This is a genomic window from Flavobacterium sp. IMCC34518 (assembly GCF_027111095.2).
In the GTDB taxonomy this organism is placed as follows: domain Bacteria; phylum Bacteroidota; class Bacteroidia; order Flavobacteriales; family Flavobacteriaceae; genus Flavobacterium; species Flavobacterium praedii.
In genome coordinates this window covers 3,813,426-3,838,435 of record NZ_CP114284.2, presented here as the reverse complement: position 1 = coordinate 3,838,435, position 25,010 = coordinate 3,813,426, and the positions used below count along the sequence as shown (strand labels likewise).

The 25,010-nt window shown below is 31.1% G+C and carries 16 protein-coding genes; 2 read left to right on the top strand and 14 right to left on the bottom strand.

Annotated elements, in window-relative coordinates; translation table 11 throughout:
• Positions 1 to 52 precede the first annotated feature (52 nt).
• The 14 genes from OZP06_RS16450 to OZP06_RS16385 form a co-directional block, all read right to left on the bottom strand.
• Positions 53 to 2,365, bottom strand: a complete 2,313-nt coding sequence (locus OZP06_RS16450; RefSeq protein WP_269222828.1) for a T9SS type A sorting domain-containing protein — start codon at positions 2,363 to 2,365, stop codon at positions 53 to 55.
• Positions 2,366 to 2,499: 134 nt separating this feature from the next.
• Positions 2,500 to 4,278, bottom strand: coding sequence for a 30S ribosomal protein S1 (gene rpsA / locus OZP06_RS16445; protein ID WP_269222827.1), 1,779 nt, complete (start codon positions 4,276 to 4,278; stop codon positions 2,500 to 2,502).
• A 514-nt stretch (positions 4,279 to 4,792) separates the two neighbouring features.
• The gene (locus tag OZP06_RS16440; RefSeq protein WP_281323984.1) at positions 4,793 to 6,169 is read right to left on the bottom strand and encodes a nucleoside permease; all 1,377 of its coding nucleotides are present in this window, start codon (positions 6,167 to 6,169) and stop codon (positions 4,793 to 4,795) included.
• Positions 6,170 to 6,238: 69 nt separating this feature from the next.
• Positions 6,239 to 6,931 (bottom strand): (d)CMP kinase, encoded by a 693-nt coding sequence (cmk, locus tag OZP06_RS16435; protein WP_281323983.1) that lies wholly within the window; start codon positions 6,929 to 6,931, stop codon positions 6,239 to 6,241.
• Positions 6,932 to 7,006: 75 nt separating this feature from the next.
• Positions 7,007 to 8,029, bottom strand: coding sequence for a type IX secretion system protein PorQ (gene porQ / locus OZP06_RS16430; RefSeq protein WP_269222826.1), 1,023 nt, complete (start codon positions 8,027 to 8,029; stop codon positions 7,007 to 7,009).
• Positions 8,030 to 8,177: 148 nt separating this feature from the next.
• Positions 8,178 to 10,631, bottom strand: a complete 2,454-nt coding sequence (lon, locus tag OZP06_RS16425; RefSeq protein WP_281239708.1) for an endopeptidase La — start codon at positions 10,629 to 10,631, stop codon at positions 8,178 to 8,180.
• A gap of 232 nt (positions 10,632 to 10,863) precedes the next feature.
• Positions 10,864 to 11,796: a DUF6252 family protein gene (locus tag OZP06_RS16420; protein ID WP_269222825.1), complete on the bottom strand. Its 933-nt coding sequence runs from the start codon at positions 11,794 to 11,796 to the stop codon at positions 10,864 to 10,866.
• A gap of 148 nt (positions 11,797 to 11,944) precedes the next feature.
• Positions 11,945 to 13,246 (bottom strand): MFS transporter, encoded by a 1,302-nt coding sequence (locus tag OZP06_RS16415; protein ID WP_269222824.1) that lies wholly within the window; start codon positions 13,244 to 13,246, stop codon positions 11,945 to 11,947.
• Positions 13,247 to 13,439: 193 nt separating this feature from the next.
• Positions 13,440 to 14,252, bottom strand: coding sequence for a M48 family metallopeptidase (locus OZP06_RS16410; protein ID WP_269222823.1), 813 nt, complete (start codon positions 14,250 to 14,252; stop codon positions 13,440 to 13,442).
• Between the two features lie 654 nt (positions 14,253 to 14,906).
• Entirely contained in the window at positions 14,907 to 16,814 is a 1,908-nt protein-coding gene (glgB, locus tag OZP06_RS16405; protein ID WP_269222822.1) for a 1,4-alpha-glucan branching protein GlgB, read from the bottom strand.
• A gap of 43 nt (positions 16,815 to 16,857) precedes the next feature.
• Positions 16,858 to 18,486 carry a trehalose synthase gene (locus OZP06_RS16400; protein WP_281239712.1) on the bottom strand — a complete coding sequence of 543 codons (1,629 nt, stop codon included), beginning with the start codon at positions 18,484 to 18,486 and terminating at the stop codon, positions 16,858 to 16,860.
• Positions 18,486 to 20,420: an alpha-1,4-glucan--maltose-1-phosphate maltosyltransferase gene (locus OZP06_RS16395; RefSeq protein WP_281323982.1), complete on the bottom strand. Its 1,935-nt coding sequence runs from the start codon at positions 20,418 to 20,420 to the stop codon at positions 18,486 to 18,488. The genes OZP06_RS16400 and OZP06_RS16395 overlap by 1 nt, the downstream gene beginning before the upstream one ends.
• Before the next feature lie 369 nt (positions 20,421 to 20,789).
• Positions 20,790 to 22,070: a glucose-1-phosphate adenylyltransferase gene (locus OZP06_RS16390; protein ID WP_269222821.1), complete on the bottom strand. Its 1,281-nt coding sequence runs from the start codon at positions 22,068 to 22,070 to the stop codon at positions 20,790 to 20,792.
• The gene (locus OZP06_RS16385) at positions 22,060 to 23,490 is read right to left on the bottom strand and encodes a glycogen/starch synthase (RefSeq protein WP_281323981.1); all 1,431 of its coding nucleotides are present in this window, start codon (positions 23,488 to 23,490) and stop codon (positions 22,060 to 22,062) included. Before OZP06_RS16385 ends, OZP06_RS16390 begins: the two co-directional genes overlap by 11 nt.
• 189 nt (positions 23,491 to 23,679) lie before the next feature.
• On the opposite strand from OZP06_RS16385, the gene OZP06_RS16380 reads away from it, so the two are divergent.
• Positions 23,680 to 24,543: an alpha/beta hydrolase gene (locus OZP06_RS16380; RefSeq protein ID WP_269222820.1), complete on the top strand. Its 864-nt coding sequence runs from the start codon at positions 23,680 to 23,682 to the stop codon at positions 24,541 to 24,543.
• A 4-nt stretch (positions 24,544 to 24,547) separates the two neighbouring features.
• Positions 24,548 to 24,940 (top strand): peptide-methionine (R)-S-oxide reductase MsrB, encoded by a 393-nt coding sequence (msrB, locus tag OZP06_RS16375; RefSeq protein ID WP_269222819.1) that lies wholly within the window; start codon positions 24,548 to 24,550, stop codon positions 24,938 to 24,940.
• Positions 24,941 to 25,010 lie beyond the last annotated feature (70 nt).

The window sequence follows — 25,010 nt, the reverse complement described above, 5'->3', positions numbered from 1 at the left end:
CTTCTATATTCAAAAAATCAAGAAATTATTTTTTTTCTGATTTTTTTAAAATTTAGTTTTTTATAAACTTCATACTTGAACTTCCTTTGTCTGATTTTATTTTTATAAAATAATTTCCAGAACTTAAATTAGATACATCAATTTTTGAAGTATTTTTTAAATTAGGAAGCGCAATTACCATTTGTCCCAAAATGTCATAAACAGCAATGGATTGAATTTCGACATTCTGAATTTCAGAAATGTTTAAAACTTCATCTGCTGGAATTGGATACACTTTAAAATAATTAGAAAATTCAAAGTCTTGTGTTCCTAAAGTTGTCGCAAATTTAGTTGTCGCTTTATTAGTTAACACAGGGAAATTATAATCAAAATAGATGTTAGCTTCATTATCAAATGAATCTCCTACTTTCAAAGTCGATTTGGTTTTGATCTTAAAAGCAATATAACCGTCATTGTTGGCATCATCAAAAGGAAGATTAATATTCTCAAAAATAAACTCCACTTTATTGCCGTCAGAAATTTTAGTGATGTACGAATGGCTGGCATCATTTGGAACCAAAGTCGAAATATCGAATTTTGATAAGTCAATCATATCTTTTACAACAATATTCTGTGCAGCATAATTTCCAGTATTTTCAAAACGGATTAAATAATGTACATATTCACCAATTAAACTCGGAGTAATAACATCACCTTCTAAACACGTTTTGTCATTTGGATCTAAAGAACCTACAACTGTATGATTCAAAACAAACATATTGTCATTTGGATTTTCATCAACATCAGCTGAGTTTACTGTTGCTGTATAATGCAAAACAGTGCCGCTATTTACTGCTGGAGTTTCCATCGGACTATTTACATTTAAAGTAAAGGTAATTTCACGAGTTTCAAATGGCTTTAAATCGGAGAAATTCCAAGATAAACTATTTGTGTTTTGACTAGAAACTATAGGATTCGAAACCACTACATCCAAAACAGCATCGTCAAAAGATAAATTAACAGTTCCTGATTGAGCTACATTTCCTTTGTTTTTGTAAACTAGTTTATACTTTGAATCAAAACCAGGTCTAGCCACTTCTAATGGAATTAAGGTGATTTCTAAATCAGGATGTACACCATTTGCAGTAATACAAAAATCTTGAATAAATGGACTCGTTTGTGATGGGAAATCAACATTTACTGTTGAAGGTGATACACTAAAAAATGATGAATTTTCTACAATAATAGGGGTAATAATATGTTTTCCTTCTTGAGGATGAAGGTTGTAGTTTCCTGATTTATCACTTATGAAATCTTGAGTTATTATTCCGTTTGTAATATTAAATTTCAGGAATGGATATATAGGATCTTCATTATCACATCCATTATTATTAGAATCCCATTTCTGACTACCATTTATACTATAAGATATTCCGCCTGGTATAAAAGTACAATAGGAGCTTATCACACATTTACCTCTTAATTCAGGATAGTTATAATCCATTCCAGCCTTCATATTTTCTAATTGAAATTCATCTACACAAATGTATTTTAATAAATTTTCACCTATGTTATTTCCTATATATATACTTTCGTAACTTCCGTTTTTTACAAATACAGAATTTAATAGATAATTATTGGAAAGATAAATGATTTTAGCACTATGCATTTCAGAAGCATCAAGTGTTGTAAGTTGATTGTCTCTACAATCTAAATATTCCAATTTATCAATTCCTGACATTTTTAAATCAGAAATATTTGAACCTCTACAATCAATATCTATTAGACTTGGTAGATTTTGCAATAATAAAGTGGTTGAGATTATATAGCTATTTGATTCATTAAATCCTACACAATGAACTGTCTCCAAGGAAGGTAAATTTGCAATTGTTAAATCGTTAAGGGCATTATGTGCACAATTTAAACTTTTAAGAGCGGTAAGTCCTGTTAAATCTAATTTAGCAATTCCATTATTATAGCAGTTCAAATAAGTTAACTTTGAAAGCCCAGCAAGATCTAACATATTTAAACGAGTAGAATTGCAATCTAAATACTGTAAATTTTTTAAATTTGAAATATTAATTTTTTTAAGGTTAACATTCCCTTGTATTTTAAGAGACCTGAGATTAGTGAAATATTCTATTCCTGTTATATCAGTTATATAGGGATGATTTTCTTCAACAATGCCATACGCATCTAACGCTTCAATAACATCAATTTCTTTGTCCCCATTTTTATCAAGTTTAATATCTTCTCCATTAATACCCTTAACAGCATAATAATTTACAACATTATTTTTAAATGATGCATCGGGAAAATTAATAATCTGTGCACTCAATCCATTAAAAAAACAAAAAGCCAGAACTAAAAAGTAGATTTTTTTCATAAGTAAATATTTAGAAAAGCAAATATATACTTTTGAAATTATTTAACACTTTTTCTTATTAAAAAAAATATAATAATAACAAAAAAAAAGCCCCACATTGCTGTGGGGCTTTCTATATTCAAAAAATCAAGAAATTATTTTTTCTCTGATTTTTCCATTTTAGCTTTCAATGCAGCCAATACATCATTGTTATCTCCTAAAGTTGCAGCTGGTGCGTTTGTAGATGATGCAGATGAAGTATTTTCAGTTACAGCTTTCACGTTTTTCTCTTCTTCTTCACGGAAGATAGCAGTGTGAGATGCAACTACTCTTTTGAATTCTTTGTTGAATTCAATTACTTTGAAATCAGCAGTATCACCTTTTTTCAATTTCTTACCGTCTTCTTTTTCAAGGTGACGAGTAGGAATGAAAGCAACGATATCATCTCCGAATTCTACAGTAGCTCCTTTGTCAACGATTTCAGAAATTTCACCATTGTGGATAGTTCCTACAGCGAAAGAATCTTCGTATTGATCCCAAGGATTAGCAGTAGTTTGTTTGTGACCTAAAGATAATTTACGTCCATCAACATCTAATTCTAATACAACTACGTCTAATTTTTCACCAACATTTACAAATTCAGATGGGTGTTTGATTTTCTTAGTCCAAGATAAGTCAGAGATGTAAATTAATCCATCAATTCCTTCTTCTAATTCTACGAAAATTCCAAAGTTTGTAAAGTTTCTAACGATACCTGTATGTTTAGAACCTACTGGGTATTTAGCAGTGATATCAGTCCAAGGATCTTGAGTCAATTGTTTGATACCTAATGACATTTTACGGTCATCTCTGTCAAGAGTTAAGATAACAGCCTCAACGACATCTCCAACTTTTACGAAATCTTGAGCAGAACGTAAATGAGTTGACCATGACATTTCAGAAACGTGGATTAAACCTTCAACACCTTCAGCAACTTCAATAAATGCACCGTAATCAGCGATTACAACTACTTTACCGTTTACTTTGTCACCAATTTTCAAATCAGCGTTCAAAGCATCCCATGGGTGAGCGTTCAATTGTTTCAATCCTAATTGAATTCTTGTTTTCTCATCATCGAAATCAAGGATTACAACGTTTAATTTTTGGTCTAATTCAAGAACTTCACTTGGGTGGTTGATTCTACTCCAAGAAAGGTCAGTAATGTGAATTAATCCATCAACACCACCTAAGTCAATAAACACACCATAAGAAGTAATGTTTTTAACAACACCTTCTAATACTTGTCCTTTTTGTAATTGACCGATGATTTCTTTTTTCTGTACTTCAATATCCGCTTCAATAAGCGCTTTATGAGAAACAACAACATTTTTGAATTCGTGGTTGATTTTTACCACTTTGAATTCCATCATTTTGTTTACATATACATCGTAGTCTCTAATTGGTTTAACATCAATTTGAGATCCTGGTAAGAAAGCTTCAATACCGAAAACGTCAACAATCATACCACCTTTAGTTCTGCATTTTACAAAACCATTAACGATTTCTCCTGTTTCGTTAGCCGAAATAACTCTATCCCAAGATTTGATAGTACGTGCTTTTCTGTGAGATAATACCAATTGACCAGTTTTGTCCTCACGGATGTCAATTAATACTTCTACTTTATCACCTACTTTTAAAGCTGGGTTGTAACGGAATTCGTTTAATGAAATAACACCTTCCGATTTTGCGTTGATATCAACGATAACGTCTCTATCTGTGATTCTTACAACTACTCCTTCAACTACTTCTTCTTGGTCAGTTGCGATGAAAGTTTTTGATACTAGTTCTTCGAATTCTAATAAGTTTTTCTCATCTACTGCATCGATACCTTCTTCGAAGTTATGCCAGTTAAAATTTGCTAAAAACTCTTCTTGTGATTTTAATTGTTCAGACATGCTGATAAAAAATTTGTATTCTGTTTTTCTTGAGTTTCTCAAAGCGATAGAAAAAACAGAAGTTGTTTTACTTAAATTGTTGATACCTAAAGGAAACTCCTATCCACCAAAAGGTGTGCAAAAGTAATTCATTTATTTAATATGGCAAAATATTTAAAGCGAGATATTTATTAGGAACACAAAAAGAAGCAATAAAAGGTTTTGGAGCGAAAAATTAGGCGTTTTTGGAGGTATAGTTCCCGCTGTCCTTCCAATCTTTTATAAGCTTAGTCAAAGTTTTGAACTTTGACAAAGCTTATAAAAGGATTTTCCCTCCCATCTGGGCTAGTTAGGCAATATTGTGATGTTTCGGCAATAAAAAAAACAATTTCAAAAACGAGAGCATGTTAATTCAGTAATCTTTGTCAAAGTTCAAAATTTTGACAAAATTATCCTTTAGTTTTGAAAAGTCTTAACTAAAAACCCGTCTCGTTTTTTAGAACGAGACGGGTTTATTTGAAATTTTTACTGTTATTTAATGATTTAAATTCTCCATTTCATTTGGATCATGTTTGTGTTTAAACAAAATAGCAAATGCTATAGCAATAATCAATGAATAAATTGCAAATGCCAACCAAATGGTATGCCAATCCTTCATTAATAAAGCCGAATCCAATAATCCATCAGTAGAAATCACTTTGCCTTGACTTTTTACAAATTCTAACATATTCGGATTTGTAACATCTGTTTGTAAAAAAGAAGCTAAGTCAGTAGTCGTGGTAAAAGACTTCGTAAAAAAGCGATCAATAGCCCATCCCGAAGTAAAACTTCCCAATATCGCTCCTACTCCATTGGTCATCATCATAAACATCCCTTGAGCTGAAGAACGATTTTTGGCATCCGTATGTGTTTCCACAAATAAAGAACCAGATATATTGAAGAAATCAAAAGCCATTCCGTATACAATACAAGACAAGATAATCATCCATAATCCATCTACTGGATTCCCAAACGAAAATAATCCAAATCGCAACACCCAAGCCAGCATACTGATCAGCATCACTTGTTTGATTCCAAAACGTTTTAAGAAAAAAGGAATTGCCAATATAAATAAAGTCTCCGAAATCTGAGAAATCGACATGATAATAGTAGAATATTTTACCACGAATGAATCAGTATATTTTGGAAAATGTTTGAATTCATCCAAGAAAACATCTCCATATGCATTGGTAAGTTGTAATGCACCTCCCAAAAACATAGAAAATATAAAAAATAAAGCCATTTTGTAATCAGCAAATAGTTTAAAGGACTCCAAGCCTAAAGTTTCCATCAACGATGCATTCTCTTTGGTCAATCGTTGTGGCTTACATTTGGGCAAACTAAACGCATAAAGACCTAATAAAACTGCTGCTATTCCTGCGATATAAAATTGGTAAGCATTTGCTTTATTTCCTGTTAAGTTGGTAATCCACATAGCGACTATAAAACCAATTGTTCCAAAAACCCGAATTGGAGGAAAACTTTTAACAACGTCTAAGCCATTTGTTTTTAAGGCATTATATGAAATTGAGTTGCTTAAAGCAATAGTTGGCATATAAAAACACATGGCAACCAGCATTATATAGATAAAAGTTGTTGGCGTAGTAACTTCGGGTAAATAAAATAAAACAGCACCATACAAAATATGTAAAACACCATATAATTTCTCAGCATTAATCCACCTATCAGCAATAATTCCTGTAAGAGTTGGCATAAACAAAGAAGCAATTCCCATGGTGCTAAATACCAACCCAAATTGTGTTCCTTCCCAATTTTTGGTGCCAAACCAATAATTTGCAATGGTAATTAACCAAGCTCCCCAAACAAAAAATTGAAGAAAACTCATTAATGTTAACCTATTTTTAATTCCCATAAAATATATTTTTATTATAAAAAAGTATCAGCTTGTAAAACTACTATTTAAAATTAAACTTGCAAGTATTTATTCATTTTGTAATACATCATTTATCAACTCCAAAACAACATCAAATTGTTCTTTGCGATCCAAATAAGAATTATCAACTTCTATAGCGTCTTCTGCCATTATCAAAGGGGAGTCATCTCTGTGAGTATCAATATAATCGCGTTCTACTACATTCTTTAAAACATCTTCATAGGAAACTAAATCTCCTTTTGCCTGTAATTCGTCAAAGCGCCTTTGTGCACGGGTATCTGCTCCTGCCGTCATGAATATTTTCAATTCTGCATTAGGGAAAACTACGGTTCCTATATCTCTACCGTCCATAACAATTCCTTTTTCTTTCCCCATTTGCTGTTGTTGTTCTACTAATTTAGAGCGTACTTCTGAAATAGCGGCTATTGTGCTAACAAAGTTTGAAACTTCCAAAGTTCTAATTTCAGTTTCTACATTAACTTCGTTCAAATACATTTCGGCAAATCCCAATTCAGGATTAAATTTAAATTGTAATCTTATTGTAGGCAATAAATTTATTAATCTGTCTTTATCGAGGAACTCTATTCCGATACAATTATTTTGCATCGCAAATAACGTTACAGCACGATACATGGCACCAGTATCTACATAAACATACCCCAAATGTTTGGCCAATTGCTTGGCCAATGTGCTTTTTCCTGTGGATGAAAATCCGTCTATTGCAATGGTAATTTTTTTCATGTTTTTATTTATATATATGCGAACAAATTGCGTTCAATTTTCTCTTATCTATTTTCTTTACTCTTTTTATAAATATCATTCTCCCAAATTAATCATTAATCCAAATAAACTTGTATTTCCTGCCAATGTATATTTAGAATAGGAATAATTGAATTTTAGTTTGTTTAATTTGAGTCCAAATCCTAAAGAAAGGCCTGAAAAATTACGCTGGTCTTGAATTTGTAATTCGGCTCCTCTTCTAAAATTATATCCTAATCTAAGATTGAATGCTTTTTTAGGGAAAAGTTCTACTCCAAAAATCATATGACGAAGTGTATTGTTCAAAAAAGAAATTTTCTCTTTGGTAACCGTTCCATCTATTGAAGTTTCTGAATTAACTGGATTGGAAAAAGCTAAATTCCATTGTTGTAAATTTTCAACTGTCAGATGCCAACGTATAGGAACATGATCCAATTCCTGAGAAACTCCTGCAATGATTTCAAAAGGTAATTTTTCTCGGGTACCGTCGTAAGTTGTAAATTGGGTACCAATGTTCATTAATGTTAATGCCCAATTCACATCATTTTTCTCATCAATATATACCATTCCAAGATCTACTGCTGCTCCTAAAGAGTTGTAACTTTCTAATGTAGATTCGATGAATTTAGCATTTGCACCTAAATGAATATCGGTATAGGGTATGTTGTAGGCATAGCCCAAAGAAAGGGCAATTTCACTTCCTGTAAATGAAGAAGTAGGTAAACCATTTTCATCATAACCATCAAATTTACCGTAATTGATATAATTTATTCCTGCTTGAAATGTTTGTAAATGCTGATCGTAAGTGTAAGCGTATGAAGCTGTTCCATAAGTTACTTCTTGGTAGTAATTTCCGTAATTAATAGAGAGGTGATTGTCCATTTCTTGATTAATAGAGGCTGGATTAAAAAGTGCTTGATTGACATCTTCATCATAAATTGTAATAACTTTTCCTCCTAATGCTGCTTGTCTTGGTGAAGCAATTAAATCTAAAAATTGATAAGTGTACTTCCCTCCTATTTGTCCGTAAGTCACAGAACAAATTATAACTAAAAAGAAAAATAAAAGTTTTTGGGACATGCCTACAATTGCTATTTTGAATGTATAAAACGCAATTGCGAAGATAAAATTATTAATAGAAATAAAGATACATTCTAAAAACAAATTCCAAGTTCCAATAAAATCAATTGGAACTTGGAATTAGAAAAATAATAAATTTTAATACGTACTATTTCAATACTTTAGCATTTTTTACTTTCTCTTTTGTAATTGCAATTTCTAAAACTTCGCTCATTTCTTTTACATAATGAAAGGTAAGACCTTCTAAATATTCTGGTTTGATCTCATCAATATCACTTTTATTTTCGTGACATAAAATAATTTCTTTGATATTCGCTCTTTTGGCAGCCAATATTTTTTCTTTGATTCCACCAACAGGTAAAACTTTACCTCTCAAAGTAATTTCTCCTGTCATGGCCAAGTTTTTCTTTACTCTTTTTTGTGTGAGCAATGAAACTAACGAAGTTAACATCGCAATTCCAGCGCTAGGTCCATCTTTTGGTGTAGCACCTTCTGGGACGTGTAAATGGATGTTATATTTAGAAAGTAATTCTGAATTTAACCCCACTAATTCAGCATTGGATTTTATGTATTCTAATGCAATCGTTGCTGATTCTTTCATAACGTTACCTAAATTACCAGTAATCGTCATTGATCCTTTTCCTGGTGATAATAAGGATTCTATAAAAAGAATATCTCCACCCACGCTCGTCCACGCTAATCCAGTAACTACTCCTGCTACATCATTATTCTCGTATTTGTCACGTTCTAATCTTGGAACACCCAATACTTTTATAATGTCTTCGTCGGTTACTTTTTTATTGTATTCTTCTTCCATTGCTACCGATTTCGCAGCATTTCGAACGATTTGTGCAATTTTATTTTCCAATCCACGTACACCAGATTCACGAGTATACCCTTCTACAATTTTTTCTAATTGCTTTTTACCAATACTCAAATCTTTGGCTTTCAATCCGTGTGCAGCCAATTGTTTTGAAAATAAATGCTTGCGGGCAATTTCTACTTTCTCCTCAATGGTATATCCTGACATTTTTATGATTTCCATTCTGTCTACTAAAGCAGGTTGAATGGCTGCCATATTATTTGAAGTTGCTATAAACATCACTTTAGATAAATCGTAACCCATTTCAAGGAAATTATCATAAAATGAATTATTTTGTTCTGGATCTAAAACCTCTAATAATGCTGAGGATGGATCACCATTATGGCTAGAGGATAATTTATCAATTTCATCCAAAACAAACACAGGATTTGATGTTCCAGCTTTTTTCAAACTTTGAATGATTCTTCCCGGCATTGCTCCAATATAGGTTTTTCTGTGACCTCGAATTTCGGCTTCGTCTCTTAAACCTCCAAGAGAGATGCGAACATATTCTCGACCCAATGCTTCGGCTACAGATCTTCCAATTGAAGTTTTTCCAACTCCTGGAGGTCCTGTTAAACAGATTATTGGCGACTTCATGTCATTTCTTAATTTAAGAACAGCCAAATGCTCAATCATTCTTTTTTTGACATCTTCCAATCCAAAATGATCTTTATCTAATACTTTTTGAGCATGTTTTAAATCAAAATTATCTTTAGAATATTCGCCCCATGGCAATTCTAAAAATAATTCCAAATAATTTCTTTGTATTCCAAAATCAGGAGCTTGCGGATTCATTCTACGCATTTTAGACAATTCTTTCTCGAAATGTTTTTGCGTTTTTTCGTCCCATTTTTTGGTTTTGGCTTTCTGACTCATTTCGTCCATTTCCTCCTCCTGCGAAACGCCTCCCAATTCTTCTTGGATGGTTTTCATTTGCTGGTGCAAGAAATATTCTCTTTGTTGCTGATCTAAATCAAAACGTACTTTAGACTGAATATCATTTTTTAATTCTAGTTTTTGCAACTCTACATTCATATAACGCAAAGTTTCCAGAGCACGATCTTTTAATCCATTGATGGACAATAAATCTTGTTTCTCTTTTACAGATAGATTCATGTTTGAAGAAACAAAACTGATTAAAAATGAGGGACTTCCAATGTTTTTAATGGCAAAAGTTGCTTCAGAAGGAATATTGGGACTTTCATTTATAATCTGTACAGCCAATTCTTTTACAGAATCAATAATTGCATTAAACTCAGAATCTTTTTTAGCAGGTCTTTTTTCAGGAACTTCTTTAATTTTGGCTTTTAAATAAGGCTCTTCAGAAACTACTTCGGTAATTTCAAAACGCTTTTTTCCTTGCAGAATTACGGTTACATTTCCGTCGGGCATTTTTAAAACCCTTAAAATACGTGCAACAGTTCCTATTTTATGGATATCATCTTTTGACGGATCTTCATCTTCTTCATTAATTTGAGCAACAACTCCAATAACTTTTCCTGCAGCATTGGCATCGTTGATTAATTTAATTGATTTATCTCTTCCTGCAGAAATTGGAATGACAACTCCAGGGAATAATACGGTATTTCGTAAAGGTAAAATTGGCAAAGAATCGGGTAATTCTTCATTGTTCATCTCCTCTTCGTCTTCTGGAGTCAATAATGGGATTAATTCTGCTTCAGAATCAAATTCTTGAAGTGACAGATTGTCAATGGTAAGTATTTTATGATTTGACATAGTATTATTTAAGTCTTTTTGTCATTAATTTTCTAAATCGGAACACAAATATAAGGTAACATATCAATATTCGATACTAATATTGATGCATAAACACATTATAATATTGCAGTGATTAATAAGGCAATCATTATGCCAAATCAATTTTGTTGCTATTTAAATTAAAGTACTTTTCAATTTTAAAGGTAAAAAATCCGCACTAAGGCGGATTTTAAATAAAAAAAAGATCAAATTAATAGGAAACACTAAAAGCTCCATCTGTAACAGTATAGGTTGCTGTAGCAAAAAGAGAAGTATATTTTGTAGTGAAAGTACCCTTAATTATTCTCTTTGCTGTATCATGACTCGTAATTACAACAGAGCCTGCGCCTGTGAAATTTCCAGTAGCAGTCATGTCTTTACTATATTGAAAAATATAATCCATTCCATACGCGTCAACTGCGTAAGTTCCTTGTTTTATTGTACTTGGCAAAGATATTCCAAGAGTCTCAACACTTCCTTTTCTTGCAGATATAGATATTCTACCGCTTTGTAAAATGGCAAATATGTTAGTAGGCACAAAGTCTACTCCATCTAGTTTTGCTGAAAAAGTATTTGAAGTTGGTGTAGGTGTTGGTGTTACTACATCAGCTGCAAACGAAATATTTGTAAAAGAACCCTTTGTGAATTTTTTTGTTTCTCCTTTGCCATTATTGCCCATGAAATCAATTCCTGTAAATTCAAATGTACCAGATATTTTCTTTGTAACATTATCAATAGATGAAATTGTCAAAACTCCAGTATCTGTATAATTTAAAATTCCATCAGCGTCCTCTTTAGGCACACATATATATGCATTTGCACCTCCAGCTGGAGTATAAACCAAAACTAAAGGTTCGTCTATATTGCTAAAATTTTTCCATGTATAAGTTCCCACTTTATTCGTTGGCAAAGTAATTTGGATAAAATCTCCATTTGGTGCTCTAAGTCCTGTTATTGAAATATATGTATCATTTACGATTGCTTGAACTGCTGTTGAAACAAAAGTTTTTCCATCAAAATCAACTTTTAGAGTACCATTTTCTGCCACAGATACACTATCATCAACACTCTCGTCTTTACTACAAGAATTTAAACTTAAAACCAAAACTAAAAGGGATACAAATAAAATACTAAATTTTTTCATTGAATTAAATTTTTTAAATTAAAATGTAAATTTACTACATTTTTAATTTAAAAATGTTTTTTATTTGTAAATTTCTTATTAAAATTATATATAAAAAAAATTAAACAAGAAAAATTATTAGTTAAAGACAAATATCTTATAAGATTTTCTATTTCAAAGTATTTGTTTTGGGAACCTTATTTAATAGAAATACGCCAATTATAAAAAAGACAGCCAATAACACGATAGCAAGTCTTGGACTTCCGGTAATTTGATCGATAGCACCATAAACACACATTCCGATTACAATACCAATTTTCTCAGTAACATCATAGAAGCTGAAAAAGGAAGCAGTATCCTCGGTTTCTGGTAAAAATTTAGAGTAAGTAGAACGAGATAAGGCTTGTATACCACCCATTACAAATCCAACCAATGCAGCCATAATATAGAATTGAATTGGTGTGACAATAAAATATGCTGCCGAACAAAGCAACACCCAAAAGCAATTGATCGCAATCAATGTTGGAATGTTTCCATATTTAGCAGAAGCTTTTGACGTTAAAATTGCTCCAACCACAGCAATGATTTGGATTAATAAAATACATATTATCAATCCAGTTTGACTTTGACTAGGAGATTCCCAAGTTATTTCTTGAGAACCAAAATAAGTAGCAATTAACATTACGGTTTGCACGGCCATACTGTAAACAAAAAAACTAAATAAATATCTTTTTAATGGAATATTTGTTTCTAATTGTCTCCAAACTTTTTTTAATTCTTTGAAACCATTTAAAACGACTGCTTTTGTTACTTTTCGATTAGTATTTTTATTCCCTTTTGGTAAAAAATAATAGGTGTATTGACTAAAAATAATCCACCAAATTCCTACCATAATAAATGAATATCTCATTGCAGCTATTTTTTCTGAATCTTTAGCACCAAGAACCATTATTAAACTCGCAACTAGCAAAATAACACTGCCAATATACCCTAAAGAATAGCCTTTGGCACTTACCGCATCTTGTTGTTCATTGAAAGCGATGTCTGGCAGATAAGAGTTATAAAACACCAAACTTCCCCAAAAACCGATTAAACCCAAAAAGTAAAATAATAAACCAACATAAATATTATCCAAACTAAACCAGTTCAATCCTATACATGATAATGCTCCTAAATAGCAAAAGAATTTCATGAATGATTTTTTATTGCCTACATAATCGGCAATTCCCGATAATAATGGTGAAATAATGGCTACAACCAAAAAAGCCGCTGCAGTAACAAAACTAATTAATGCGGAGTTTTTTAAACTCATTCCAAAAACAGTTATGTAATGATCTCTATCGGCAAATAAAGATTCATAAAAAATTGGAAAAATAGCTGAAGAAATTACTAATGGATAAACAGAATTTGCCCAATCATAAAAAGCCCATGCATTTAATAATTTTTTGCTTCCTTTTGCTAAATCTGCCATATTAATTAGTTTTTTATATTTGCGAATTTATTTATTTTTTTGGTGGAATGACAATAAATAATGCTTTTTCATATATTATTTTTTCAATAATAAATTATTACTATTATTGTGTTTAAGAGGATTCATAAAAAAAGCTATTCCTAAAAAAGAATAGCTTGAATCGTTCAAAAAAATATTTAATAACAGTTGATCGTTATTTATAAAAAGCATTCACTTTTGTAGCAGCTGCTCTTGCTTCTGGAATTAAAGCTTGTAAATTAGCCATTCTTGTAGCATCTGAAGGGTGTGTACTAAGAAATTCAGGAGGCGATTGTCCTCCAGACTGTGTAGCCATTCTTTGCCAAAACACAATAGCTTCATCTGGATTATAACCCGCAATTGCCATTAAAGTAAGTCCTATTTTATCAGCTTCGCTTTCATGATTTCTGCTAAAAGGAAGCATTACTCCTACTTCAGAACCTAAACCATAATATTGTTGCCACATTTGCTGTTTCTCGGCACTTTGTTGACCTGTAGCAACAGCCACTCCTACTGCGCCCAATTCTTGTAACTGAGAGGCACTCATCCTTTGTGCGCCATGATTTGCCAATGCATGTGAAACCTCATGTCCTATAACGGTTGCTAAACCAGCTTCATCTTTAGTTATTGCTAAAATCCCTGAATACACAACAATTTTTCCTCCAGGCATACACCAAGCATTAACTTCTTTATTATCAATTAATTTATATTCCCATTGGTACCCATTCAAATAACTAGTTTGTCCCAGATAGGCCAAATATTTTTCAGCGGCTTTTTTAATCTTTAGTCCAACTGTTTCAACCCTTTGCGCATCAACTGTTCCTAAAATTATTTTATTCTCCTTCAAAAAAGTTCCATATTGTTGAAACGAAGAAGGAAACAATTCGCTGTTTGAAACAAAATTAAGTTGTTTCTTTCCTGTAATTGGATTAGTCGCACAAGAATAACTTAGCCCGATAATGCCTATTATTAATAAATACTTTTTCATGATGTCGTCATTTAATGTTAGTACAAAAATGCAACTTTTATGTTTTTAATATTTATATAATTAATATCAAAAGTATCAACTTTAGTATAAAGGATGTGAACCAAGTATAAGATTTTTGAAAATTTAAATATTCAATAAAAAAATAATAATATTTTATTTTAAACCCTTTGGGTACATTTCTTTTAAACCCTTAGAAATAAAGATTTTCTAAGCTCAAAAAAGAGACTTTTCACTTATTTGGAACACATATAGTGCTCTATGTGAAAGTCATATTTTTTTTTGATATTCTTTTTTTAAATAAAGTCATGTTCTATGTGTTTTATAAAAATTTTATGGATTACACCCAACGAGTTATTTTAAATCTTTTTGAATCAACCAAGAATCTGTATTAGATATTGTTACTAAGCTTAATATTCTATTATGGCAAGATCTCACGGACTATTGTTGACCAAGGATTACTTTTTCCTTTCGATTTTAAAAAAGGAGTAAGTTTTTGGTTTTGAAGAAGAATTCAGATGCAGTTTATTTCTGATGCGGATTCTGGGTTTAGTATAATTCCTTGAGATGCATTAAAAATAAAAACCTATTGAATAAATACTAACCGTAAAATTAATATTTCATTCAATAGGTGTTTTTTTTATTTCAATTATAAAACTAAGATATTTTGAATACTGTAACACTTAATGGAGGGAGTAATAAAGCTGTAGAATATTCTTTTCCATCATAAGGATTAGTTTCAATGCTTATTTTTTTAGTGTTTTTTACACCACTACCTCCAAAAACAGTATCATCACTATTGAATATTTCTACTAGTTTACCTGTTTTTGGCAAACCTATTCTATAATTTTCACGAACTACTGGGGTGAAATTTAGCACTATAATCAAATCATCTTTAGGATTGTTTCCTTTTCGAATAAAAGACATTACTGCATTCTCATGATCTGAATAGTTAATCCATTCAAATCCTTCTTGACTAAATTGTTTTTCGTGTAATGCAGGTTCCGTTTTGTATAATTCATTTAGTTTGGTTATCACTAATTTTATACCGTTGTGAAATGGGTATTGTAATAAATGCCAATCCAAACTACTTTCGAAATTCCATTCACTGCTTTGTCCAAATTCTGCTCCCATAAACAATAATTTGGTTCCAGGATGTGTAAACATATAACCATAAAGTAAACGAAGATTTGCAAATTTTTGCCATTCGTCTCCAGGCATTCTTCCTAGAATAGATTTTTTGCCGTACACCACTTCGTCATGTGAAAGCGGCAACATAAAATTTTCAGTATAGGTATAGGTCATTGAAAATGTCAAATCATTTTGATGGTATTTTCTATAAATTGTTTCTTTTTGAAAATATTGCAAAGTATCGTGCATCCAACCCATCATCCATTTCATTCCAAAACCCAAACCTCCAATAAAGGTTGGTCTTGAAACCATAGGGAAAGAGGTACTTTCTTCAGCAATTGTTTGAACACCTTCATAATTGGTATAAACAGCTTCGTTGAAATCCTTTAAAAAGCTGATAGTATCTAGATTTTCTCTTCCTCCATAAATATTAGGTTCCCACTCCCCTTCTTCTCTGGAATAATCCAAATATAACATTGAAGCAACAGCATCTACTCTTAAACCATCAACATGATAATGTTGTAACCAAAATAAAGCATTACTGATTAAGAACGAACGCACTTCATTTCGTCCATAATTAAAAACCAAACTTTTCCAATCGGGATGATATCCTTTTCTACGATCGGGATGTTCAAACAAATTAGAACCATCAAAAAAGCCTAAACCATGAGCGTCATCTGGAAAATGCGATGGAACCCAATCCAGAATAACTCCAATACCCGCTTCGTGTAATTTATCTACCAGAACCATAAATTCTTGAGGTGTTCCAAATCTAGAAGTGGGTGCAAAATAACCTATTAGTTGATATCCCCAAGAAGGATCGTACGGATATTCCATTACAGGCATAAACTCTACGTGAGTAAATCCTGTTTCTTTTACATATTTAACCAATTCATCTGCTAGTTCTAGATAAGTTAAGAATCGGTTTTCATCTCCTTTTCTTTTCCAAGATCCCAAATGCACTTCATAAACCGAATATGGTTTGTCTAAGTCATTGTGCTCCTTACGGTTTTTCATCCATTTAGCATCTTTCCATTTGTAGTCAAGATCCCAAATTACTGAAGCCGTGTGAGGTGGTTTTTCACAATAAAAAGCAAAAGGATCTGCTTTTTCGGTTATAATACCATTATTGCTAGATTGGATTTTGTATTTATATGTAGTTCCTGCTTCTAATCCTGGAATGAAACCTTCCCAAATACCAGATGAATCCCAACGCACTTGCAATTGATGCTCGCCTTGAATCCAATAATTAAAATCGCCAATAACAGAAACCGTTCTTGCCGAAGGTGCCCACACGGCAAAATATACTCCTTTTACACCATCAACTTCAATAAGATGTGCACCAAGTTTTTCATAAAGTCTAAAATGTTTTCCTGCTTTGAATAAATCAATATCAAAATCGGTAAAAAGGGAATAGGTTTGTACTTTGTTCATTTCTATTTTTTATTTTTTTGTTGAAATTGTTTTCAACTAATTTTTATTTAAAATTCATAATACTGGCAATTCCTGTTAATGGAATTACAGACCATCGAGGTCTAGAATTTAACTCATAACCTAATTCATATATTGCTTTTTCCAAAAGACAGTATTTTAATAAAAAATCAATTTCTTTTTTATATCCAATATTAAGATTTCCACCTTGAGCCACTTCGGTATAGGTATTCAGAAATACTCCTACAAAATATTTATATAATATTTCTCCGGCTTGAAAAAGTTCTTCTTGTTCAAATGGATATTTATCTTTATTATTAAATATACTGGCATATATAGAATAATGAAACGAACGAAACATTCCAGCAACATCTTTTAATGGTGGCTGTTTTACTTTTCGATCTCTAATGGTACTTTCTGGTTCTCCTTCAAAATCAAGTATAAAAAAATCATCTCCGCATACTAAAACTTGGCCTAAATGATAATCACCATGAATTCGGATGCGTTCAGATTTCATTTGTGTCCAATCAAAATCAAGGAATGCTTTTCTAATTTCTTTCTTATGATCTAAAAACTGATTGGCTAATTCTAACGTTAAACCATCTAATTTATGCAAATTATTTTCTAAAATATTCAATCTATTTTGAAACTGATAGGTTAATCTATTTTTTAACCAAACGGAATAATCTCCATTATAAGTTAATGGAGTAAAAGCAGTTTCGTAAATATCGCTTCCTAAAGCAATATGCATTTCGGCGGTTCTTGTTGCCAAAGTTTGAATTTTTAAAAAGATACTTAAACCTGCCCAGTCAATAATTTCATGGGGAACATCGCTTAATTTTAATCTTTTGAATAATTCAATTTGTGGAAGGTTTTTGATAGAAATCTTTTTGTTTTTTAAATTATCAAATATACGATCTACTTCTTCGAGCATATATTTCCAAGCATCTCCTTGATTGGGAACCAATTCTTGCATTAAACCAAGTGTTATATTTCCATCCGATGAAACGATACTTATACTTCCAGTGTAAGCAGGCGAATGTTTGAAATTCATTCTTTCGGTAAGAAATCGACTTATTTCATAATCGGGATTCATACTAATATAGATTCTTCTGAAAATTTTAAGAACCAAATTATCGTTATAAACAATGGATGTATTACTTTGTTCTACACCCATAAAATGAGATGAAATATATTCTTTAGAGTGTAATGCTTTTCCTTTGTGAAAGGTAACCTTTGACTCTTCATTTTTTTTGGAATGGATAATTTTATCAAAAAGTAATCTTCTAAAATCTTCTTGGTGCAATGCATCAACAAGGTATCCTTCCTGCTCGTTCATTTTTACAGGAGCGATAACAGTATTTGTATCTAAATCTTCTTCAGACATGAAAGCCAATGGCATAAAATAGTGTTGATAAAATGCTTCTTTAAAATTAACTTCTAATAAAACTCCATAATAGGTATTCCCAGAAGATTCAAGTTTAAAATAATGTACAACTTCAATATATTTTAATGTACTCGCTTTGCCTCCATACCATCTTTTATTGATAATATAATTTTCTAGAATATCAGATGCGAAAATTTTCACAAAACTTTCATCTTCAAATGCATCTTTCCAATCTATATTAAAAACTAAAGGATTTTGATATTCGGCTTCGTTAATTTTGTCAACCATTATTTCTGGATTTTAAATAAATGAAAAGGCAATTCAGGTGAAAGTTCAACATAATTCCATTCATTATTCCATGAATAGGTATTTCCAGTTATCAAATCAGTAATATCAACATGTTGTTGTCCAATTTTGTCAATAGGAAGTTTTATCATTGCTTTAGCTGTTTGATGTGAGTCAAGACTAACTACCATTAATGTTTCATTATCTTTGTTGTCATCATATTTATAATAAGCTATAACTTGTTCATTATTTGTTTCACAAAAAACAATGTTATTGGTTTGCTGCAATGATAATTGTTCTTTTCTAAGATGATTTACTTTTGTAATAAGTGTGATTAATTTATTTTGAAGAGTCCAATCCCATTTATAACATTGGTATTTTTCAGAATCCAAATATTCTTCTTTACCTGGAGCCATTGGTGTACTAACCATATATTCAAAAACAGGTCCATAAATACCAACATTTGAACTCAAAGTTGCCGCTAGAAAATATTTTTGAAGATGTATCGATTCATTACCGTTTTGCAAAGCAAATGGATTAATGTCTGGAGTATTTGGCCAAAAGTTTGGTCTGTAGAATTCTTTTTGTTCAGTTTGTGTAAGTTCCTCTACATAATCTGTCAATTCTTTTTTTGAATTTCTCCAAGTAAAATAAGTGTAAGATTGACTGAAACCTTGTTTTGCCAATTCGTTCATAATTTTTGGACGCGTAAAAGCTTCTGCCAAAAACAGTACATCTGGATGTTTCTTTTTTATTTCGGTAATTAACCAACCCCAAAAATAAAAGGGTTTAGTATGTGGATTATCAACTCTATAAATTTTGATATTACATTCTTCTATCCAAAATAAAGCAACATCCAGTAGTTCTTTCCAAAGATTTTTCCAATCGCTACTTTCGAAATAAATAGGTTGAATATCTTGGTATTTTTTGGGTGGATTTTCAGCATATTGTACTGTACCGTCTGGACGCCATTTGAACCATTGTGGAAAATCTTTTACATAAGGATGATCTGGTGCAGCTTGTAAAGCATAATCCATAGCTACTTCTATGCCTAATTCTTGTGCTTTCCTAACTAGCTCTTTAAAATCTTCTATTGATCCTAATTCGGGATGAGTTGATTTATGTCCACCATGATGAGAACCAATTCCCCAAGGAGAACCAACATCACCATACTCGGCATTTGTAGCATTATTTTTGCCTTTTCTATTTACTTCTCCTATTGGATGGATTGGTGGGAAATACAAAGTGTCAAATCCCATTTCTGAAACTCTAGGAAGCAATCGTTCACAGTCTTTAAAAGTACCATGTCTACCTTCCTCAGGTGAAGCAGAACGCGGAAAAAATTCATACCAAGTACTAAATAATGCTTTTTTTCTATCTACATAAATTTGTAATTCATTCGATTTATTTTCTAAAAATCGAACGGGATATTTTTTGAATATTCTAATGAGTTCCTCTGATTTAGTTTCATGAACAGCATTGTCATATTCCGACTCAGATGTAAAATAATAAATAAGACGATTTAGATATTCATTTTCATAACTCTCTACACGATCCAAAATAGCTCGAATATATTCGACTCCTTCAAGTAATTCTGATTTTACATACTGATTATCATTGATTTTACGTTCTGTCCCATGTTGCCAATTAAGTGCATAGTCAACCCAACCTTCGACAAAATAAGTATATTGTCCTTGAAGATTTACCTCAAATGTAGCAAACCATTCATCATTGTGCGATGGAGTCATTCGAACCTCTTGCCAATTTTTTTCAGATTCGTGTTTGAATTTTACACAACATTCTATAACATCATGTCCATCTGAAAAAACATCAGCTGATACATTGATTTTTTGACCAATAATTCTCTTTATGGCAAAACTACCACCGTTTAATTGTGGCAAAACATTTTCTATTATAATACGAGTTTGATTTTGCATGATATTAGTTAAATTGAATTTGAAATTTAAGGATTTTATAATAATTAAAGAAATAAAATTTAATAAATGTAAATATTTTACCTGTAGGGAATATAATTCATATTTTGTTGTGAAATAAGAGTAAAACATAGGAAATAATTCATTTTATTTCATGCTAAGCAATTTTTAAACCGATTACTTTTCTATTAAAAAATACAAATTTGATATAAAAAAAATGCCTCATTTTTTGATTATCGTTCAATTGTTGAAAATGTTATTTAAATTTAATGTTTGTAAAAATTAGATGTAATAAAATATTTTAATTACAAAGCAAAAAAAAATAGATTGAACATAAAAATGGACAATCTATTTTTAAATTATTTATAAATATTACTTCAGTATAAAGTTATTTGGAATAATTGCTCCTTTTCGAATAACGATTATTCCTTCTTTTATACAATACAATTCATGATTTGTATCTTCCAATTGCTTTCCTCCTTTTATATAAACATCATTACCAATTCTACTGTTTTTATCTACAATAGCATTGTCGATAAAGCATCTTTCACCAATACCTACAAGTGGTATTTCGTCTATAATATCTTGATTGATATCATCAATATTTTGATAAAAATCATTACCCATTACATAACTGTGTTGAATAACAGTACCTTCGCCTATTCGAGATCTATTTCCTATTACAGATTTTTTGATTTCTTTGGCATGAATGATACAACCGTCCGAAATTAGCGATCTTTCTACCATAGTTTTATGAAACTTGGAAGGGGATAATAATCGAGGTCTAGTATATATTTTATTATTGTCATCAAAAAGATTGAACTGAGGCATATCATCTGTTAGACCGATGTTTGCTTCGAAGAAGGAGTCTATATTACCAATATCAGTCCAATATCCTTCATATTGGTAGCTTAAAAGTTTTTTATTACCAACAGCTTGTGGGATGATTTCCTTACCAAAGTCTTTAGCTTCAGGGTCAGACATTAATTCGATTAATAATTTTCTATTAAAAATATATATTCCCATTGATGCCAAATAATGTTTTCCTTGGCTTTTCATTTCATCACTTACCTCCGATTTCCAATCTGGTAATAATTCTTTGGATGGTTTTTCAATAAAAGATTCTATACAACTTTCTGAATTTGTTTTTAAAATTCCAAATTCAGGTGCGTCTTTGTCATTTACAGGTAAAGTTGCAATTGTTATATCGGCATTAGCTTCAATATGGGCTTCAACCATTTCGTTAAAATCCATTTGATACAATTGATCACCTGACAATATTAAGGCATAATCAAAATCATGATTTAAAAAATGAGGCATACATTGTCTTACAGCATCAGCGGTTCCTTGAAACCAAGTTGGGTTATCTGGAGTTTGTTCTGCAGCTAAAATATCAACAAATGAATGACTGAAAATACTAAAATTGTATGTGTTTTTGATGTGAGCATTCAATGAAGCCGAATTAAATTGAGTCAAGACAAACATCTTATAAATGTCTGAATTTATACAATTCGAAATTGGAATATCTACCAATCTATATTTACCAGCAATTGGCACTGCTGGTTTAGATCTTCTAGCTGTTAACGGGTATAATCTGGATCCTTGGCCACCTCCTAAAATAATAGCGATTACATTCTTTTTTTTAGTTTTCATATCGTCTTGTAATAATTAAATTGTAAAGTTGTAAATATTCTTGGCTTATATTTTTCCAAGAATGGTCTGTATGCATTCCTTTTTTTCTAATTTTAGTAAATTTATCTTTGTTTTTATATAAATCTAAAGCTCTATTTATCGCACAACATACATCGCTAACTGTAGATTCTTGGTGACAAATTCCATTTCCATTTTCTTCAAAATCAACTATTGTGTCTTTTAATCCACCTGTTTTGTGAACAATTGGAATAGTACCGTAGCGTAAAGCATAAAGTTGATTTAATCCACAAGGCTCTACTCTTGAGGGAATTAAAATATAATCGGAACTTGCATATGTTTTGTGCGCTAGTTCTTCATTGTAACCAATATATACATTATAATTTCCTTTAAATATGGATTTTAATTCTAATAATTGGTTTTCAATTACAGGATCACCGTAGCCCAATATGAGAATATTAATTTGTTTTTTTTGTTTTATTAATGAAGTTAAAATAATTTCTGGAAGTAAATCGGCACCTTTTTCATTATATAATCTTCCAATAAAACTGAAAAGCGGTAGCATGGGATTCATGTTAAATTGCAAACACAATTTTTCTTTATTCTTATATTTTCCTTCAGCACTATTTTCAACAGTAAAATTACAATCTAACATTTTATCTTTGTTTGTGTCCCAAACATCAGTATCAATTCCATTAAGAATTCCTTTAGACTTGAATTGTACGCTTTGTAATAAGGTCTCTAATCCGTTATCTGAATAATTGAGTTCTTTTAGGTATGTGGGAGAAACTGTGGTGACTTCATCTGCACATTTTATCCCTGCAGAAAGAGAGTTGATGCAATTCCATCGCTCTATTTCTTTTATATGAATTAAATCAAATTCTGGTAGATAATACAATTTGTTAAATGAAAAAATTCCTTGGTACAAACCATTATGTATGGTTATCAAGGTGTTTATGTTTTTTAATTTGTGGTATTTTGGACAATATTTTTTCATAAAAGGAATTAACCCTGTATGATGATCATGACAATGGATTATATCAGGCAGAGAGTTTCTTCCAATGATCCAATCTAATGTAGCAATTTGAAAAGATAAAAATCGTTCAATATCGTCTTCGTAATTATATATATTTGGGCGATCAAAAAGTTCTGGAATCTCAATTAGATAAAGTTCAAATCCTAATTTATTTGTTGTTTCTTTCAAAACACTAAAAGGGAAATTAAAATTGCCTAATTTTATTTTACCCCAATGAACACATTCAAATTCATTTTCTAATCTAAAAATATTTTGATAACAAGGTATTACAACTCTAACTTGGTAGTTCTCGCTGTTTTGATATTTTGGTAGTGAACCTAACACATCAGCTAAACCACCCACTTTTGCAACTGGGTAACATTCTGCTCCAATGTGAAATATTTCCATTAATTAGTTTTGATTTTAATAAAAAAGGATAAATTATTTAATTCATTTATTTTCTTGCAAAAATTAAAAATATATTACATTTATAGAAAAATAATGAATTAAATTAACATTAAATTTATACTACTTTTAAGTTTTTTAAATTTAGTTAAAAAAAATTGTAATAAAAAGCAATTCTTCAATTTTATTAAAATGACAAAAAACACGTTAAATCATACAAAGCCATTGAAAATTCCAAAAATTATAATACTATCTAGTAAGTTTATTGCTTTTTTGTCAACAAAATGGGTCACATTATATGCTTCTAAATTATTTACAACTCCAATAAAACATAGACTTCCTAAACGAGAAATTAGGATGGATAAGAAAAGTGTTCAAAAAATGCTATTCATTCCATCTATAAATCGAAAGATTAATGTTTATGAATATGGTAATAGTTCGAAAAAAATAATACTAGTCCATGGATGGTCAGGAAGAGGAACACAATTGTGTAAAATTGCCGATGAATTAATTTATCATGGTTATTCTACTATCAGTTTTGATGCACCAGCACATGGGAAATCACCCGGTAATTCAACAATAATGGTTGATTTTATTGCCTCTATTTTGGAAATTGATAAACAATTTGGTCCATTTGAAGTTGCAATTGGTCATTCTTTAGGAGGAATGTCAGTCCTTAATGCTATAAAAGAAGGATTAAAGGTAGAAAAAGCGATAATTATAGGAAGTGGTGATATAGTTCAAGATATAACGGATGATTTTATAGCTAAATTAGAATTGGAGCCTCAAATAAGTAGTTTATTATGTGCACATTTTGAAAAAAAATATGGAGGAAAAATGGATGATTATAGTGCCTACAAAGCTGCACAAACAACACTGATCCCCACTTTGGTTGTACACGACGAGAATGATCCTGAAGTTTCCGTAAAAGCGGGTTTACACATTTATCAGCATTTAAAAAATGGTGAATTAATGATAACCAAAGGACTAGGACACCGAAAAATTCTTGCTGATAATCAAGTAATCGAAAAAATAATTACTTTTATTAAAAATTAATGGTATGATTTATCCTTTGGTTAAAACAGAAAAAGAATGGGAAGAAGAATTAGGTTCTGAGCGATACAAAATTCTACGCCAAAAAGGAACAGAATATCCACACACAGGCAAATATAATTTACATTTTGAAAATGGTGTTTATTGTTGTGGTGGTTGCGGCACTCCTCTATTTGAAAGTAATTCAAAGTTTGATGCACATTGTGGCTGGCCTTCTTTTGACGAATCAATACCTGGAAGAGTTGAGTATATAGATGATTTTACACACGGAATGAAACGCACTGAAATTGTTTGTGCAAATTGTGGTGGACATTTGGGTCATGTCTTTGAAGATGGCCCAACAAAAACGGGGCAACGGTATTGTGTGAATTCTTTGTCTGTAGATTTTAAAGAAAAATAAACATATTTTTCTTTAAAAAAATATATTAAACAAAAAAAGCTTCACATCTCTGGAGGGCACTGAAAAAGTC